Raw genomic sequence first — 17,580 nt, forward strand, 5'->3', positions numbered from 1 at the left:
CGCAGTGCTGAGCACCCGCTTGATAGCTTGACCGGATGGCAGAACCTGTGGCGCCGGATCCGACCCGCCCGCTGGCCGGGGTGCGGATCATCGAGATCTCCAGCTTCGTCGCCGTGCCCCTGGCCGGCATGACCCTGTCACAGTTGGGTGCCGAGGTGGTGCGCGTCGACCCTGTCGGCGGTGCCGCCGACTACCACCGCTGGCCCCTGACCGACGGCGGCGACAGCATCTACTGGGCCGGTCTGAACAAGGGCAAGCGCTCGGTGGCCGCTGATCTGCGTTCGCCACAGGGGCAGCAGCTGGTGCAACGGCTGATCGCCGAGGCCGGCGTGTTGATCACGAATGTGGCCGGACGGCAATGGCATTCGTACGATGTACTGTCCGCGCTGCGTCCCGACCTGATCCACGTCGAGGTATCAGGGCGCGCCGACGGTGGCACCGGGGTGGATTACACCGTCAACGCCGGGCTGGGCTTCCCCCTGGTTACCGGGCCCGCGCAATTGTCCACCCCGGTCAACCACGTACTGCCGGCCTGGGACGTCAGCTGCGGGCTGTACGTGGCGCTGGCAGTGAGTGCCGCGCTGCGCCACCGCGATTCCAGCGGTGAGGGCGCGCGGATCAGCATCCCGCTGGAGAACGTCGCGCTCGCCACCGCAGGCAATCTCGGGTTTCTGACCGAGGTGATGATCAACGGCACCGGGCGCGAACGGCTCGGCAACACGCTGTATGGCACCTACGGGCAGAACTTCACCAGCAGCGATGGCGTCGGGTTCATGCTCGTCGCTCTCACCGGCCGGCATTTCCGTGACGTCACGGAGGTCACCGGGACCACCAAAGCCGTTGCTGCCCTTGCCGAGGCGTTCGGTGCCGACTTCACCGACGAGGGTCAGCGTTACACCCACCGCGACGCCCTGACCGGCCTGTTCACTTTGTGGTTCAGCGAGCACACCGCCGACGAGATCAGCGCGGCGCTCGCGGGTACCTCGGTGCTGTGGGAGCAGTACCGCAGTTTCGCAGAGGTCGCCGTCAACGATCGGGTGGTCGCCAACCCGCTGTTCACTCCGCTGGAGCAACCCCGCATCGGCACGTACCTGGCGCCCGGCCTGCCGGTGTCGATCGGCGGGGTGTATCCGCCGGCGGTGCCCGCGCCCGCACTTGGCGACGACACCACCGCGGTGCTGGCCGAACACCTCGGACTCGGTGCCGACGAGATCGCGGCACTCACCGAATCAGGCATCGTCGCAACGGGTACCGCTCAGTGAGCACTCTGCTGAAGCTGTTGGACGTCCGTGCCCACGCGGACGGTGACGTGTTCACCGGGCGGGCCAGCGGCCCGGCCGGCAAGCGAGCCTACGGCGGTCTGCTGGCCGCGCAGAGCCTGGCGGCCGCCTGCCGGACGGTGGAAGATGACCGGTCACCGACCAACATGCACCTGCAGTTCCTGCGCGGCGGGAACGCCGGGGAAGCCGTCGAGCATCGCGTGCACCGCGTGTACGACGGGCGCACCGCCTCGGCCCGGCGTGTCGAATCGTATGAGCACGGCCGCATGCTGACCGCGGCCACGGTGTCGTTCGCGACGGGGCTCGCCGGGCCCGAACACGGGCAGGGCGCGATGCCGCACGATCCAGAGGTGCTTCCGTGCACCGGCCCGCCCGGCCCGGCGCCGTCCCTGCCGCTCGACGAGTTCGACATTCGCATCGCCGACGACGGCTCGGGGGAGGAGTTCGTGCGCCGGATGTGGTGGCGGGTCACCACCGAACTGCCGGACGATCCGTTGGTGCACATGCTGATCGCGGTGTACATCACCGATCTCTACGGGATCGATCCGGCCTTGGCCGTGCATGGGCACAGCATGCGCTCGCGCAGTCACCGCAGTGGCACCACAGATTCGTCGATCTGGTTTCACCGCCCGGTACAGGCCGGGGACTGGAATCTGCTGGAGTCGCGCTCACCTGCCGCCGCGCGGGGCCGGGGGCTGATCACGTCAAGCCTGCTGCGGGCCGACGGTGCGGTCGCCGCCACCCTCGTACAGGAAGGGCTGGTTGCCGACCGCTTGGCGGACTGAGTTTCCTACGGCTTCGGTCCCAAACAGTTGTCAGGACTCCAGTCGTTGGGGTGGCGTACACCGTGGAGAACTTCGACTACGGGGATCGGCCTGGGTCACCGCCCGCGCGCGAGGGCGAAGGGCGTCATCGCCATGTCGAGGATTTCGGGGGTGAGCAGCGCGCCGGCGTATTCGACCCAGCACCAGCTGCGTGAGGCAATCCTGCCCGACGAACTGGAGGTGAGACGGCCGAAGTAGTGGATGTAGCTGCCGGACGTATCGAACGTGAATGTGTATGTGTCTGAACCGATTTTGGTGTCCAGCCTGGTCAGCTTGCCGGCGTCGTCGAACGTCGGCGTTGCGGTGATGTCGTCGTATGCGGTGGTCGCTCCGCCGATGACTTGATATCCGGGACCGAAGGTGACGCCGTCGCGCCCCTGCCAGAAACAGCCGCCGCCCCACTGTCCGTCCTGGTACTCGTGCATCCACGACACCCACATCCCCTGCAGGTGCCGGGCGATGGGGAGCTCCGGGTACACCTGTCCTGGCGGCCCGTAGGCATAGTCCTGATGCAGGTAGCCCGAGACGGGAATGCCCTCGATGGTCCCGGTGGCGGCCATCAGCTCGTGCCGGTAATACACCTGCTCGGCCACGCCGTCCTGTGCCGGAACGTGGACGGTGAACACGTCGGTGACGTTGGTACCGTGCATTTCCCAGCGTCCGCTCGCATCGTGCCAGTGGAATCCCCCAGCGTCGCGTTCGATGCGTCCGCTGGGATAGCTCAGCGTGACCGAGGCGCCGGTGTCGGCGTAGGTCATCGGCTCGAACCAGTCGATGGTCGAGTACTCCGCGAACAGGTGTGGCGGGTCGGGATCGAACGACGCAGGCAGCTTCTTGAAGCCGGTGATCGGTGACACCACATGTGTCATGCCGGTGAGGAAGTCATCGGCGCCGCGCAGTCCCCAATAGGTCTGCCCCGCATCGTCGTTGACCACGGCGCCGATCCACATGCCGGCCAGCCCGACACCTGGCCCCGGGGTCCACTCCCGACGATAGTGGTCGAGTGTCGGTGGCTGGGTAGCCACGGCGAACTTGATGTCGGGCGGTTGCTCTCTGACGTCGCTCACGGTATTACCCCAGAACTGAAGTAGATTGGCGCCAGGTCGGCGTGCATGTCCACATCTAAATCTCTAGAGGTATCCTTGTAAAGGGTCACTGCGCGCTTGGCGGCGGTGCGCCGCAGCCGACCGGTTGATTTGTTCTTTGCTTCACGTGGTTGCCCACATCGATTGGGCGGTAGGGGGAGAAGTGGCGAAGCCGACGACAGGTAGGAGTAAATCGGTCGGCGGTACTGTGACCGGAAAGCCCAAACAGATCGCCGACGAGCTGCGAAGTTTGATCATCTCCGGCGGGCTCGATGAGGGGGACCTGCTCGGTACCGAGGCGGATTTGTTGGAACGCTTCGAGGTGTCCCGGCCGTCGCTTCGTGAGTCGTTGCGGATTCTGGAGGCCGAAGGCCTGATCTCGGTGGTGCGAGGCGCGCTCGGCGGGGTGGTCGTACACCGCCCCGATCAACGGATGACTGCCCGGGCTGCGGCGCTGGTGCTGCAGACACGCAGCGTTTCGCTGACCGATGTGTTCGAGGCCGCTGCCGTTATCGAACCCGCACTGGCGCGAATGGTGGCCATGTCACGTGGCCGCGAGCGTTCCGCTCAGCGTTTGCGCGAGCTGGTGTACGAAATGAAGCGCACCGTCGACGACCCTGTGGCATGTACCACCGCCATGGTCGGATTCCACAGTGACATGGTGGAGTTGGCCGGCAATCAAACGCTCATCGTGATCTGCGAGATGATCAACGAGGTGATCACCCGTGCGGCAGTGGCAGACGTGCTCACGCGGAGTCAACAGGAGCCGATCGCGTCGCGGCGCCGCACGATTCGCGAGTTCGAACAGCTTGTCGACTTGATCTCCGCGGGCGACGGCGACGCCGCACAGGCGCACTGCGCTGCGCATATGGCCCGCCTGCGCCGGACCCTCCTGGGGAAACGCGGCAGTTCGACGGTCGAGGTGAACAGCCATCTCTGACGCCAGCTACGAACTCGGTCGGAAAAACATGTAAAGGTTTCTCTGGACTCCAGCTCTGATGGTGGGTTAGTTTTGACGGACCCGAATTGTCAGATGTTTCGCCGGAACTCTGCCGGCGCTCGACATGGTGGAGAGTAGCTCTATGGCCGACGTGACCCCGGCGCGCATCGGATTGCTCATCGATTACCTGGATGAGGGCGGCAAGTACGACGAGAACATCCTTCCGGCACTGCAACTCGTCGCTGACGAGTCTCTGGAGCGTGGAATAATCGAGCGTCCTGTCGAATTCGTCGTACGCGCGGTGCAGGGGCTGCCGAACGGAACTTTTCGTGCGGTGCGCGACGCGTTCCATGAGCTGGTCGAAGCAGATGCGTTGGTGATCTTCGGGCCGTGGGTGTCAGAGAATGGCGTCGCGCTGCGCAGGTATGTCGAGGACCTCGCGCAGGTGCCGATCATCACCATGGCGGCATCGGAAAGCATGTTGGGGGAGTGGGTTTTCGGGCTGCCGGCAGGGTCCATGGAGGAAGAGCCGATCATCATGGCCACCGTCGCGGCTCTCGATGGGTGCCGCACGATCGGGCTTGCCTTCGAGGACAGCCTCATCGGCCGTGAGTACCTACGAACCACCCGAGGGGCCTGCCGGGCAGCAGGGTTGACGATCACGGACGAAGTGGCGGTTCCGCAGGTTGAGAGTGATAAGCGAGCCGCGATGTCCGCTCTGGCGGAAGGCAAGCCCGATGCGATCATGCATGTCGGTTTCGGCCTGGGAATCATCGGTATGAACGCTGCGCTGGAGGGCATCGGTTGGATGCCGCCGCGGTATACGACGACGGCGTTCGAGTTCGCGGCGACCAGCCAATGGTGGCGCGAGCAACTCGCCGGCTGGATCGGGCTTGACCAGTACGACGAGCGCAACCAGACGGGGCAGGCGTTCCTGGATCGTTTCGAGCGGGCCCACGGGCACCGCCCCGAGTATTTCTTTCCCTTGTACTGCTACGACGTTGGTCGGCTCATGATGACCGCTCTCGCCGATGCTCGACCGTTGACGGGCCCGGCTGTCAGAGAAGCGTTGGAGCGCATCAAGATGCTGCCCGCGGCGACTGGCGCTCCCGGGACGCGAATGAGGTTCGGGAAGTTCATCCGGCACGGCTGGGTCGGCAGTGAATTTCTGGTCGCAAGACGAGTGCTCCCGGACGGCAGCGCTTCCGTACTGCACGCCACCATCGAGGGTCATGTGAGTGGTCCTGTCGTGCATCGATAATCGAAGTTATATCTATATATATCTCTCACTCAAATTCCCATGAGCGAGGTCGCGGGCCCGTCGAATCTGTCCCGATGCCAGCGCCGGTGTACCTATTGTTGGCGAGATCTGACCTCGTTTGATGGCTTTGACCTGCAAATTATTGACGCGCTCGACGCGGCGATTGCTATGGGATTCCCCGGGGGTTACTGCGCGAAAGGGCTAGACAATCGGACGTGTGCTGCGTTATACCTTTAGAGGTATGTAGCGTCCGACCTTCGGATGACCGTAGGCGACGCAGATCTGCTTGCGGTGCTCAGGGTGGTGGGCTGTGGAGCGCCGCAACATGCGCGGGGATCGTAAAACGGTTGCTGTCCAGGTGGTTTGGGCATTCGCAGCCGCCGCACGGGATCTACTGGGGGCACTTGAGCGGATGTGCTCGCCGACTTGGAGGGGGTGAAACGCCGGGTGAAGCCAAACTCCCGCGTTGGGCGTGCATGGTCGCGCCCGGTGGCCGGGTTGATCACGGTGCTGATCGTCGGACTGGCGGTCGCCATGGTGGCGGTGATGTTTCGCGGTGATCTGAACGCATCGGTTCCGGTGACGGTGATGTCGCCTCGGGCGGGGCTGGTGATGAACCCCGACGCCAAGGTCGAATTGCGGGGCGTCCAAGTTGGAGCTGTCAAGTCGTTGGAAACGCTGCCCAACGGGCGTGCGGTCCTGCATCTGGCGATGGATCCAGCACAGCTGCAGCAGATTCCGGCCAACGTCGGGGTCGACATCGCATCGACCACCGTGTTCGGTGCGAAGTACGTTCAGCTTATTGATCCGGCGGATCCGTCACCGCAGACGATGGTTCCCGGTCAAGTACTGGACGCCTCGCGGGTCACTGTCGAAGTGAACACCGTTTTCGAGCAACTAAGCGCGGTGCTGTCGACGATCGACCCGGCCAAACTCAACCAGACGCTGGGCGCGATCGGCACCGCCGTCAATGGCCGCGGGCAGTCGATAGGTCAAATGTTGGTCGACCTGGACACCTACCTCGCCACCCTTGAGCCTGGATTGCCGGCGTTGAGTCACGACTTGGCCACTGCACCAACAGTCCTCACCGCCTACGCCAAGGCAGCACCCGGCCTGCTCACCGCTGCCGGCAACGCAAACAGGATCAGTCAGAGCATCGTTGACGAGCAGCACAACCTCGATGCATTCCTGGTCAGCATGATCGGGCTCGCCGATGTCGGCAACGACGTCTTGACGACCAACCGTGCCCAACTGACCGATGCCGTGCATCTGTTGGCGCCGACCACCGATTTGACCGGCCGGTACAACCAAGCCTTGTACTGCCTGATGGGAGGGTTGATCCAAGCCGCCTACATCAAGCAACCGCAAGTTCCCGGTGCCATGGTCAATGCGGGGTTCGTCCTGGGCAAGGAGCGGTACCGGTACCCGATCGATCTACCGAAGGTCGCTGCGACCGGTGGGCCACAATGCGTCTCGGGGTTGCCGAACGTGCGCTATCTGTCCCGGCCGCCATTCGTCATCGCCGACGTCGGCACCAACCCCGCCCGATACGGCAACGAAGGCGTTCTGCTGAACTCCGCCGGCCTCAAGCAAATGCTGTTCGGACCGATCGCCGGGCCGCCGCGGAACTCCGCGCAAATCGGGCAACCCGGGTGAGGCGCTCGACGATGTCCACGGCGCTCAAATTCGGAGTGTTCGGTGTCGTGATGGCGATACTCACTGCCTGTTTGTTCGTTGTTTTCGGCCAGTACCGGACCGGATCATCGCAAGACTATTCAGCAGTGTTTGCCGACGCTTCCAGTTTGAAACAGGGGGATTCGGTGCGGGTGGCCGGCATCCGCGTCGGCACGGTCACGAGCGTGAAACTACGGCCGGACACCACGGTCCTGGTCACCTTTGATGCGGATCGCACAGCGGTGCTGACCACCGGAACCAAGGCGATAGTGCGCTATCTCAACCTGACCGGGGACCGCTACCTCGAACTCGCCGCTGCGCCTGGGCCGGCGGCCACCATCCTGCCCGCCGAGGCCCAGATTCCCGTCGAACGTACCGAGCCGGCACTCGACCTGGACTTGCTCCTGGGTGGCCTGCGGCCGGTAACCCAGGGATTGAACCCCGACGACGTCAACGCGCTCACCCAATCGTTGCTGCAGGTCCTGCAAGGGCAAGGCGGTGCCCTGCAATCGTTGCTGTCGGAAACCTCCTCGTTCACCACCGACCTCGCCAACAACGATCAACTCGTTCAGCAACTTATCGACAACCTCAACACGGCCGTGGGCACCCTCTCCAAAGACGGCGAGAAGTTTTCCGGCACGATCGATCGCCTGCAGCAGCTCGCCAGTCAACTCGCTGCCGATCGCGATCCAGTCGGCAACGCGATCACCGCCCTCGACAGCGGGACCGCGTCGCTGGCCGACCTGCTGACCCAGGCCCGCCCGCCGCTGGCCGGCACCGTCGACGAGCTCAACCGTTTGGCCCCCAACCTGGACATGCAAAAAGACCACCTCGACGCCGGACTGCAGCGGATGCCGCACAACTACCGGAAACTGGCGCGGCTGGGCGCCTACGGCAGCTTCTTCAACTACTACCTCTGCGGCGTCACAGTTCGAGTCACCGATCTTCAAGGACGCACAGCGGTCTTCCCCTGGATGAAGCAAGAAGCGGGAAGGTGCTCAGACAACTGATGCTGAAATACCGTGGACCCCAGCTGATCCGACGCGGCGTCATCGGTGTCGTTGTCATCCTTCTGGTCATCGCCGTCGGGATGCGGAGCCAACAGTTGGTGTCCTATGCCACCGAGATCAGATACCTTGCCGTATTCGATCAAGCCGGCGGGTTGACCGTAGGCAATAACGTCACCATGTCGGGAACGAAAGTCGGCACCGTGTCCGGCGTGGAGCTTCATGACGGGCAGGCGCTCGTCACGTTCTCGCTCAGCAGTGACATTTCGTTGGGATCGCAGACCACCGCCCACATCCGCACCGGCTCGCTGTTGGGACAGCGAGTGCTGACCGTGCACACTGCCGGGCCCGGGCGGATGCGAGCCCTGGCCGTCATCCCATCGACTCGCACCTCATCGCCCTACTCGCTCACCGAAGCCGTGGGCGACCTCACCACCGACATCGCCGGCACCGATACCGGCACCCTCAACCAGTCCCTCGACACACTCTCGGCCACCATCGAGGCGATCTCTCCGGATCTGGGATCGACGTTCGACGGTCTCACCCGATTGTCCCGGGCGCTCAATGCGCGCAACCAAACCCTGGGCGAGCTGTTCAAACACATCGGCGACGTCAGTGCGGTCCTCTCCGAGCGCAGCCAGCAGGTCAACACCCTGATCCTCGACGGCAATGCCTTACTCGATGTGCTCGTGCAAGTGCGTCAGGGCATCGTTGAACTGCTCGCCAACACCTCGGCAGTGGCCAACCAGCTCACTGGCCTGGTGCACGACAACGAGGCCGAACTGGCACCTACGCTCGACAAACTCAACGCCGTCACCGCGGTTCTGGAGAAGAACCGTGACAACATCGCCAAGGCGCTGCCCGGCTTGGCGAAATATGAATTGAGCACCGGTGAGCTGGTATCCAGCGGCCCGTACTACCAGGCCCAGATCGCCAACCTGAGCATGCCTCAGCTTCTGCAGCCGTTCTTGGACTACGCATTCGGATTCCGCCGAGGAGACAACGCCGGGCAGCCGCCTGACAACGCAGGCCCACGCGCAGAATTCCCGTTCCCGCGCAACGGTATCCCGCAACCACAAGAACAATGGGGGCCGCCATGATCGCTCGCCACCGCACCTCACTGGCAGGCGTACTCATCACACTGATCCTCACGGCCGGCGCCGTGCTGGTGCACGCCTCGTTCTTCGGCGCGAAAACAGTGACTGCCTATTTCACCTCTGCCACAGCCATTTACCCGGGCGACGACGTCCGAGTCGCCGGAATCAAAGTCGGCACCATCGCTGCCATCGCCCCCGAAGGCAACCAGGTGAAGATGTCGCTGGGCATCGACCGTAAAGTGCCCATCCCCGCGGACGCCAAAGCCGTCATCGTCGCCGCCAACCTGCTCGCTGCCCGCTACGTCGAACTCACACCGGCCTATCGGTCCGGTGACGCTCACGCCAACGGTCCCATCATGGTCAACAACGCAGTGATCCCGATCGACCGCACCGCCGTGCCGGTCGAATGGGACGAAGTCAAATCCCAACTGATGCGCCTGGCAACCGAATTGGGGCCGAACAGTCAGGTATCAACTCCGGCGATCGCACGATTCATCGACAGCACCGCCAACGCACTCGACGGCAACGGCGACAAACTCCGCCAAACACTGAACCAGCTGGCCGGCGTTGGGCGCATTCTGGCCGACGGCAGCGGCAACATCGCCGACACGGTCAAACACCTGCAAACGTTGGTCACCACACTGCGCGACACGAACCCCCAAATCGTCGAGTTCCAAGGCCGGTTCGCCACGCTGACCAGCGTCCTCGACGACAACCGCACCGACCTCGACGCCGCACTGAAGAATCTGTCGTCAGCACTTGGCGAAGTCCAACGATTCGTCGCAGGCACCCGCGACAAGACCAGCGAGCAAGTCCAACGTTTGGCCAATGTCACCTCCAACCTGGCCGACCATCGCAAGGACCTTGAGCAACTCCTGCACGTGACACCGACTGCGCTGGCCAACGGCTACGCCGACTACAACCCCGACACCGGCACCATTCTCGGCTCGATTTCGTTCACTAACTTCTCCAACCCCGTGCAGTTCGTCTGTGCCGCCATCGGCGCCGTCAAGAACACCACGGCGTCCGAAACCGCGAAACTGTGTGCGCAGTACCTCGGTCCGGCACTGGACCAGCTGAACTTCAACAACCTGCCCGTCCCGATCAATCCCGCGCTGGCCCCGTCCCCGCGCAACATCATCTACACCGATCCCGCGCTGGAACCCGGCGGAACCGGGGGCGCACCCGTACCCGCCGAACAGCCGCCGGCCATTTCGGCGTACACCGGGGCAGGCGATGTGCCCCCGCCACCGGGTTGGGGTCCACCACCCGCGCCGGACCCGCACACACCACCGCCCGCAGCGCCCAGCGTCGAGAACCTGTTGCTACCTGCCCCCGTGCCGCAGCCTGCCGGCCCGGCCGAGCAACCCGTACCCGCGCCACCCACCGAAGGGACACCTCCAGCATGATCGGCCGGCATTCACGAGTAATGGGTGTGGTCGCCGGCACCGTCACGGTGTTCGGGTTGTCGGGATGTGCCTTCAGCGGGGTGAACTCCCTGCCCCTTCCGGGAACCGTCGGACACGGACCCGGAGCCACCGTCTACCACATTGCGATCGCCAACGTCGGGACACTCGAATCGAATTCGCCCGTCATGATGAACGACGTCGTGATCGGAAGTGTCGGGACGATGACGCTGCGCGGTCAGCATGCCGACGTCGAAGTCAGGATTCAAGATGGCGTCCGCGTCGCGGCCAACGTCGTTGCCACCGTCGGGCAGACCAGCTTGCTGGGATCACAGCACCTGGCATTGGACCCGCCACCCGGGACTCCTCCACTGGGTCAGCTCGAGCCGGGATCCACCGTCGCCTTGAACCAGTCATCGACCTATCCCTCCACCGAGCAGACGTTGTCCTCGCTGTCTGCGGTGGTCAACGGCGGCGGTCTGGGCCAGGTCGGTGACATTGTGCACAACTTCAATGCGGCATTGTCCGGACGTCAGGACGCCATCCGCGACCTGATCGCTCGCCTCGATCGGTTCGTCGGCGCCCTGGACCGCCAACGCGGCGATCTGATCACCTCCATCGATGCCCTCAATCGGCTGACCGGCACACTCGCCGGACAGCATGACGTGCTCACCGAAACGTTGCGCACACTTCCCCCCGCACTCGATGTGCTCATCGCCGAGAAGCCGCGCATCGTCACCGCATTGGACAAGTTGCGGGCCTTCAGCAACACCGCCACCGCGCTGATCAACGACACACAGGCCGACCTGGTGAAGAACCTGCAGAACCTACAGCCCACCGTTCGTGCCCTGGCCGACGCCGGCCCGGGCGTCATCGACGGCCTGATGTACGCCACCGTCTTTCCCTACGGCCAGAACGTGATTGACCGCGGCCTCAAAGGTGACTACATGAATCTGTTCGCCGTCGCCGACCTGACTGTTCCCCGCCTGAAACGCGGCTTGTTCCTGGGCACCCGCTGGGGTGTCGACGGAGCACAGCTGGTGCCCGCCCCCGGAGACCCGGGCTATGACTGGTACTACACCAACAATCCGCTGGGCGCACCGCTGGCGGTGCCGCCGCAGGGCACTGAGCTTGCCCCTCCGGCCCCGCCGGCCGGCCCACCGGTGATCCTTCCCGGTGGGCCCGTCCCACCCGCGGTCGCGCCGCCATCTGGTGCACCGCCGGGATCGCCGTCGCCCGATCGGGGAGGTCGCTGAATGCTGACTCGGCTGGTCCGGATTCAGTTGGTGCTCTTCACGATCGGCTCCATCGTGGGGTTGGTCACCATGGTCGTGGTGTACCTGCAGGCCCCGACGTTGTTGGGTGTCGGACGTATCACCGTGGCAGTGGAGCTGCCGGGAACCGGTGGCCTGTACCGCTTTTCCAACGTGACCTACCGTGGGGTGCAGGTCGGCAAGGTGACGGCGATCTCGCTCATTCCACGCGGAGCCAAAGCGACTCTGTCGCTGGATGCCTCACCGAAGATTCCCGCGAAACTGAAGGCCGATGTGCGCAGCGTGTCGGCAATCGGCGAGCAATACCTCGACCTGAAACCCACCTCGGACGCACCTCCGTACTTGCACGACGGATCGACCATCACCATGGCGGACACCACGGTTCCGCAACAAGTCGGGCCACTGCTCGACCAAACCAGCGCGCTGATCAAGAGCATCCCCAAAGACAAACTCGGATTGCTGCTCGACGAAAGCTCCAAGGCATTCAACGGCGCCGGCTACGACCTTGGATCCCTGATGGACTCATCGGCGAAAGTCTCGGGCGACATGGACGATGTGCGCGACTCCACCAGGTCCCTCGTCGAGGACTCTGGGCCCTTGCTCGATTCCCAGGCCACTGCCGCAGACGACTTGCGGACCTGGGTGCGCAGTCTGGCCAACATCACCACCACACTGGTCGACGACGATCAGCAGATCCGGACGGTGCTCACCGATGGACCTGCCTCCGTCAACGAAACATCCCGGCTGTTCGAACAGGTCAAGCCGACACTGCCGGTGCTGCTGGCCAACTTGACCTCGATCGGACAAATTCTGGTCACCTACCGGCCTGGCCTCGAACAAATCCTGGTGTTGTTGCCGCCCTTCGTCGCCAACATCATCTCGGCCGCACCCGACCACAATCCGACCGGGCTGGGGCAAGGCGATTTCACCATGTCATTTGGCGATCCACCGTCGTGCACCGTTGGGTTCCTACCGCCCAGCCAGTGGCGGTCGCCCGAAGACACCTCCGAAGTGGACACGCCTGACGGCCTGTACTGCAAGCTGCCCCAGGACTCACCGCTGGCGGTGCGCGGGGCCCGGAACTACCCCTGCATGAACAAGCCAGGAAAGCGGGCGCCCACTGCCGAGATCTGCAACAGCGACAAACCGTATCTACCTCTGACGATGCGCGAACACATGACGGGTCCTTACCCCCTGGACCCCAACCTGATCGCCCAAGGCGTGCCGCCCGACGCTCGGGTCACCAACGACGACCGAATTTTCGGTCCGACCAACGGCACACCCTCGCCACCGTCAGCCGCACCGCACCCCGCCACCGACTCGTCCGGCCCAACCCCGCCACCTGCACCACCATTGCCCGACCCTGGCGGCGCAATCCCTGCCGCGCCAAGTGCCTTCGGTGGCAACACCACTGCGCCACGGCCAGCGGTCGCCTTCGCGCAGTACGACCCCAATTCCGGACGCTATGTCACACCTGAGGGCCAGACCTATCAGCAGGCCAACCTCGTTGCCTCTAAGCGGGCAGCGACCTGGAAAGACCTTGTGATGGAGGATCACCCGTGACATCAGCGCAGATTGTGAGGCAGCGACCAACGACTACTGCACTGTCGATGGTGGTACTGATCGCTGTGGCGACAGTCGCGGCCTTGACCACCGCCCCGAGCGCCGCCGCGGCGTTCTGCGATCCCACACTCAACGGCGCCTATCGTGCAGTGTCGGACGGCACGTGGGCGAAGACCAACGAGATCTTTCATGACGAAGCCGCCGTGACCAGTACCTGGGCGATCAGCACCACGTGCAGCGCCGAAACGTACGATTGCGTGGGCCAAGTGAGCAGCAGCCAAGGGTGGAACGCGCCTATCCGATGCGACTCAGCCGGGCTGTGGTCAGTGCGACGGCACCTCGACCTGTGGGAGCCGTGCCACGACGGCACCGCTGCTGCAGCCGAGCAGTTGATGTACTTTTCGCCCGACCTGTCCGGCTCGCCGAGCTTCGACGAGGTGACATCGTTCTCGGGTTGGGACCGCACCGTCGGGACGAGTGGAGGCTGCGGAATCAACCGGCCGCTGGTCATCGAGATGCCGTTTCAACTCACGCGAATTCCATGACTGCCTGCCGCCGTCACCGCGTGCATGTGTCGCGCGGCGTATCACCTCGATAACACCGTGCCCCAAATGAGACAGGGCGAGAGCTCAATGTGCCAACGAAAGGTTCTGAGATGAAGCGAGCACGGGTGACCAAGGATTCCCCCGGGTTTGAGCAGGCGGACTACGTCGTGGTGGGCTCGGGTAGTGCCGGTGCGATCGTGGCCCGACGCCTCGCCGATACCGGCGCCACCGTCACCCTGATCGAGTCGGGACGCCGGCGTCGTGGCCCACTGGTCACCGTCCCCGGCATGTGTGGGGCCATCCATGCGGCCACGCACTTACAGCGGTTGGTCACCTGGCCCGCGTACAGCGTGCCGCAACGACATATGAAGGGCCGCAAGCTTCCTCAGTCTCATGGCCGGATACTCGGCGGTGGCAGCGTGATCAACGGCATGGCATTTGTGCGAGGAAACCGGCAGAACTTCGACGACTGGGCGGTTGCCGGGGCGAAGGGTTGGGGATTCTCCGAGGTGCTGCCATCCTTCCGGCGGCTGGAGAGTTTCGAGGACGGACCCAGCGATCTGCGCGGTGGAGATGGCCCGATTGCAGTGGAACGGGCCACGGGCCTGGCGACTGTCACCGAGAGCTACATGGTCGCGCTGGCGGCGACGGCCGGAGTCGGAATGAATGACGACTACAACGGTGCGCAGCAGACCGGGGTGGCGCCATTACAGCAGAGCACCGGTGCCGGTCGAAGGGTGGGCACCGACCGTGGGTACTTGTCGGACGCGCCGCCGAATCTGCGTGTGCTTACCGGTGTCACCGCGACCCGGGTGATTGTAGAGGCCGGGCGCGCAACGGGTGTGGAGCTGGTCGCGGGCCGCAACCGGCGTCCGATCGGTCCTGCGCGGGCGAGCCGAGAGGTGATCATCAGCGCCGGTTCGCTTGGTTCGCCTCGGCTCCTGATGCTCTCCGGCATCGGCCATGCGGCCCACTTGCGTGAGCATGGGATCAAGGTGATTGCGGACCTGCCCGTCGGTGACAATCTGCACGATCACTTGTTTGTGCCGATGTCCTACCGGGCCCGCGGCGGTCGCAGCGCATCACCGCTGAGTTTCGCCGGGGCGGCGGTGCGTGAATGCGTACGTCCGCGATCTACGTACCTTGCCCACACTCTGTTTGAAGCCGTGGCGTTCGTCGACAGCGGCATAGGGACGGGTACTGATGTCCCGGACTTGCAGATGTTCATTCTTCCCATGAGCTACCCCGAGAATCAGGACAATCCGGGGCTGCACTTGGCCGCGGAGTCGTCGTCGTCGCTGACGCTCATGCCGACGATGATCTATCCCGAGAGCCGGGGAAGCGTGCGCTTGGCGTCGACTGATCCGTTCACTGCTCCGCTGATCGACCCCAACTATCTGGCTGAACCCCGGGACGTAGCGACCCTGGTCGCCGGCATGAAGCTCGTCCGGGAGTCGTTGGCCCACCAGGCGATTGCACGCGAGGTTGGCCGCGAGGTGTTGCCGGGTTCGGAGCGCACCGGTGCTGACCTGGCCGACTTTGTGCGCCGAAATGCGTCGGGTGTGTATCACCCGGTGGGGACGTGCCGGATGGGTACGGACGAGCGTGCGGTCGTCGATCCCGAGCTGCGGGTCCGGGGCGTGGAGAGGCTACGCGTGGTCGATGCATCAATCATGCCGAGCATCGTCGGGGGCAACACGAATGCTGCGGCGATGATGATCGGAGAGCGGGCCGCCGAACTGATCATCGGCGGTTGACCGGGTTTTCTGCGACGTGGGCACCGGTGAAGGCCGATGCGAGTATGGCGTGCAAGTGCGGTGGCGGACCGTCACAACCTGGTGCGGCGGCCGCCACGGCGATCATTGCGGGTTGCAGCGATCGGTCTCGACGGTGATATGCGTCGGCCGGCCTCCAGGTTGGGCGATCTGCCACGTGCTGGCCTTACCGGCGGTGAATGGCCCTGGGGCACCCTGGGATTGGTAGTAGCCACGTGGATCCCAGGTCTTGGCCGCTGGGTAGGGCCAAGGGCAGGCGACAGCGGAGGCCACTCCAGTCGTTCGTGCCAGCCAGAACGCCGAGCTGAAACTCATCATTGCGATGTTCAGGACAACCGCCATGACCAGAAAGCTGGCCAACTTGGGGCGGTGCGCATGGAAGCGCAGCCGCTGGGCGATCTTGTCTGCCTGGGATTTTCCGGTGTCGTCCCGATAGAGAAGAATCGACGCGGGGATCATGATGATCGTGATGAGCAAGCTGGCCATCAACAGCGGGAACTGGCTATTTTTGCCCACGTCGATGGAGCCGAACGCGACGACGTGGCTGTAGGTCAGGAACTGGGTGCGGGTGAGCAGGATCTCCTGGGCGGCATCCCAAATGGCGCCGATGACAAACGTGAGGACCGCTATCGCAATCAGCGGGTGGCGCCAGACGAAGGCCTTCGGTTCGCTGCGTCGTTGAGCGGCTCGCAGGATCGGCATGGCCAGGAAGTAGGGGAGCAGGACGTAGGGCGCGTAGATGAACGAGGTAAGCGGTTCGATAACCGGAGAGATGTTGAGCCACGGCCAATCCCGGGGAAAGTGCCAAAGTCGCGGGTTGTAGACCAGGCCGATCGCCCAGTTGTTGATGGGGTCCCACCAGAAGAGCGTGCTGGAGGCGAGGATCATGAGGATGACCGGATGTCCGGGATGGCGCCTCCAGACCACAACCGAGGCAACGATCGTGACGATGAGGAGCGCTGCGCCCAATATCTGTCCCCAGAGGACAAAGTCGATGCTGGACCACAGTGGTTGCACCGGAGGTGGTTTGCCTACGCCCTCTGGATTCGCGTTCTCAGACGACGCCGGTCCATGCTTCTCCGCGATCAGCAGGATGACGACCGCCAGCGCGGTTCCGATCGCCCAACAGGCGAGGATTTTCCAGGGTAGAGGCGCGCGTGGGCGTCCGCCATGTTGGGCAACCGAAGGTTGGTGAACTCGAGTTGATGGCTTCATAGCACTCCGCACTGTTTCCCGCGACAGGTGACGCACGGGGCGAACCTCGCCCGGGTGAGACAGTAGCGCACATATTTCAGATAATGAACTATCTGTCGGACGCCGGTGGTAGAAGGCGAGGTCAGGTAGGGTGTTGCGTCGTGGCCGACACCATTGGAGCTGCTGACGACGGCGACATCGTCGACTTCCTCGGCGCCGCGACCGACATCCGACGGATGATTTCAACCCTCACCACGCCCGTGGCCCGCGAGTACGGAATCTCCGAACGCGCACTGGGCATCATCTTTCTCGTCCATGCGGGGCTCGACCGTCCCGGCATGCTGATCGACTACCTCAACGTATTGCCGAGCACGATCACCTCGGACATCGACAAACTCGTTGCGGCAGACCTGTTGCGACGAACGTCATCGGACGACGACCGGAGAGTCATCCGCATCGAGGTGACACGTCGGGGCGCCGGCGCGCAAAAGAAGTCATTGCGCCAGCTGCACGACTTCTTCCGCGCCAAGGCGGCCGGCGTGGCCCTCGAAGAACTCCATGCCTGCATCGCAACGCTCCGCAAGCTCAGCGGCGTTCCACAGTCCTCGGTTCCCAATCCTCATCGCGCAGTCGGCGACGCTTCCTGATCGAGAAT

Annotated in this window: 15 protein-coding genes; 13 read left to right on the forward strand and 2 right to left on the reverse strand. The window is 64.1% G+C overall.

Annotation, left to right across the window (positions count from 1 at the left end; all coding sequences use genetic code 11):
- The first annotated feature begins 35 nt into the window (after window positions 1-35).
- On the forward strand, window positions 36-1,262 hold the full coding sequence (locus tag AB0I14_RS29860; protein WP_358029814.1) for a CoA transferase: 1,227 nt from the start codon (window positions 36-38) through the stop codon (window positions 1,260-1,262).
- Window positions 1,259-2,065, forward strand: a complete 807-nt coding sequence (locus tag AB0I14_RS29865; RefSeq protein WP_358029817.1) for an acyl-CoA thioesterase domain-containing protein — start codon at window positions 1,259-1,261, stop codon at window positions 2,063-2,065. The genes AB0I14_RS29860 and AB0I14_RS29865 overlap by 4 nt, the downstream gene beginning before the upstream one ends.
- 95 nt (window positions 2,066-2,160) lie before the next feature.
- Here AB0I14_RS29865 and AB0I14_RS29870 read toward each other — a convergent pair whose 3' ends face one another.
- Entirely contained in the window at window positions 2,161-3,171 is a 1,011-nt protein-coding gene (locus AB0I14_RS29870) for a hypothetical protein (RefSeq protein ID WP_358029820.1), read from the reverse strand.
- A gap of 226 nt (window positions 3,172-3,397) precedes the next feature.
- Here AB0I14_RS29870 and AB0I14_RS29875 point away from each other — a divergent pair, with 226 nt between their 5' ends.
- The 10 genes from AB0I14_RS29875 (at window position 3,398) to AB0I14_RS29920 (ending at window position 15,713) form a co-directional block, all read left to right on the forward strand.
- Window positions 3,398-4,129: an FCD domain-containing protein gene (locus tag AB0I14_RS29875; protein WP_358029822.1), complete on the forward strand. Its 732-nt coding sequence runs from the start codon at window positions 3,398-3,400 to the stop codon at window positions 4,127-4,129.
- A gap of 142 nt (window positions 4,130-4,271) precedes the next feature.
- Window positions 4,272-5,390, forward strand: coding sequence for an ABC transporter substrate-binding protein (locus AB0I14_RS29880; protein WP_358029825.1), 1,119 nt, complete (start codon window positions 4,272-4,274; stop codon window positions 5,388-5,390).
- A 489-nt stretch (window positions 5,391-5,879) separates the two neighbouring features.
- Window positions 5,880-7,046, forward strand: a complete 1,167-nt coding sequence (locus tag AB0I14_RS29885; protein ID WP_358029828.1) for an MCE family protein — start codon at window positions 5,880-5,882, stop codon at window positions 7,044-7,046.
- A gap of 11 nt (window positions 7,047-7,057) precedes the next feature.
- Window positions 7,058-8,074 (forward strand): MCE family protein, encoded by a 1,017-nt coding sequence (locus tag AB0I14_RS29890; protein ID WP_358029831.1) that lies wholly within the window; start codon window positions 7,058-7,060, stop codon window positions 8,072-8,074.
- Entirely contained in the window at window positions 8,074-9,171 is a 1,098-nt protein-coding gene (locus AB0I14_RS29895) for an MCE family protein (protein ID WP_358029931.1), read from the forward strand. The genes AB0I14_RS29890 and AB0I14_RS29895 overlap by 1 nt, the downstream gene beginning before the upstream one ends.
- A complete protein-coding gene (locus AB0I14_RS29900; protein ID WP_358029834.1) occupies window positions 9,168-10,577 on the forward strand; it encodes an MCE family protein in 1,410 nt (469 codons plus the stop codon). The genes AB0I14_RS29895 and AB0I14_RS29900 overlap by 4 nt, the downstream gene beginning before the upstream one ends.
- 20 nt (window positions 10,578-10,597) lie before the next feature.
- Window positions 10,598-11,830 (forward strand): MCE family protein, encoded by a 1,233-nt coding sequence (locus AB0I14_RS29905; RefSeq protein WP_358029837.1) that lies wholly within the window; start codon window positions 10,598-10,600, stop codon window positions 11,828-11,830.
- Entirely contained in the window at window positions 11,831-13,411 is a 1,581-nt protein-coding gene (locus AB0I14_RS29910) for an MlaD family protein (RefSeq protein WP_358029839.1), read from the forward strand.
- Window positions 13,412-13,458: 47 nt separating this feature from the next.
- Entirely contained in the window at window positions 13,459-13,956 is a 498-nt protein-coding gene (locus AB0I14_RS29915) for a hypothetical protein (RefSeq protein WP_358029842.1), read from the forward strand.
- A 110-nt stretch (window positions 13,957-14,066) separates the two neighbouring features.
- A complete protein-coding gene (locus tag AB0I14_RS29920) occupies window positions 14,067-15,713 on the forward strand; it encodes a GMC oxidoreductase (protein ID WP_358029845.1) in 1,647 nt (548 codons plus the stop codon).
- Window positions 15,714-15,815: 102 nt separating this feature from the next.
- Here the strand turns inward: AB0I14_RS29920 and AB0I14_RS29925 are convergent, their stop codons facing one another.
- Window positions 15,816-16,946 carry a spirocyclase AveC family protein gene (locus tag AB0I14_RS29925; RefSeq protein WP_358029848.1) on the reverse strand — a complete coding sequence of 377 codons (1,131 nt, stop codon included), beginning with the start codon at window positions 16,944-16,946 and terminating at the stop codon, window positions 15,816-15,818.
- A 140-nt stretch (window positions 16,947-17,086) separates the two neighbouring features.
- Here AB0I14_RS29925 and AB0I14_RS29930 point away from each other — a divergent pair, with 140 nt between their 5' ends.
- Window positions 17,087-17,572, forward strand: a complete 486-nt coding sequence (locus AB0I14_RS29930) for a MarR family transcriptional regulator (protein ID WP_358029851.1) — start codon at window positions 17,087-17,089, stop codon at window positions 17,570-17,572.
- Window positions 17,573-17,580: the final 8 nt, after the last annotated feature.

Source organism: Mycobacterium sp. NPDC050441 (assembly GCF_040655355.1).
Taxonomy (GTDB): domain Bacteria; phylum Actinomycetota; class Actinomycetes; order Mycobacteriales; family Mycobacteriaceae; genus Mycobacterium.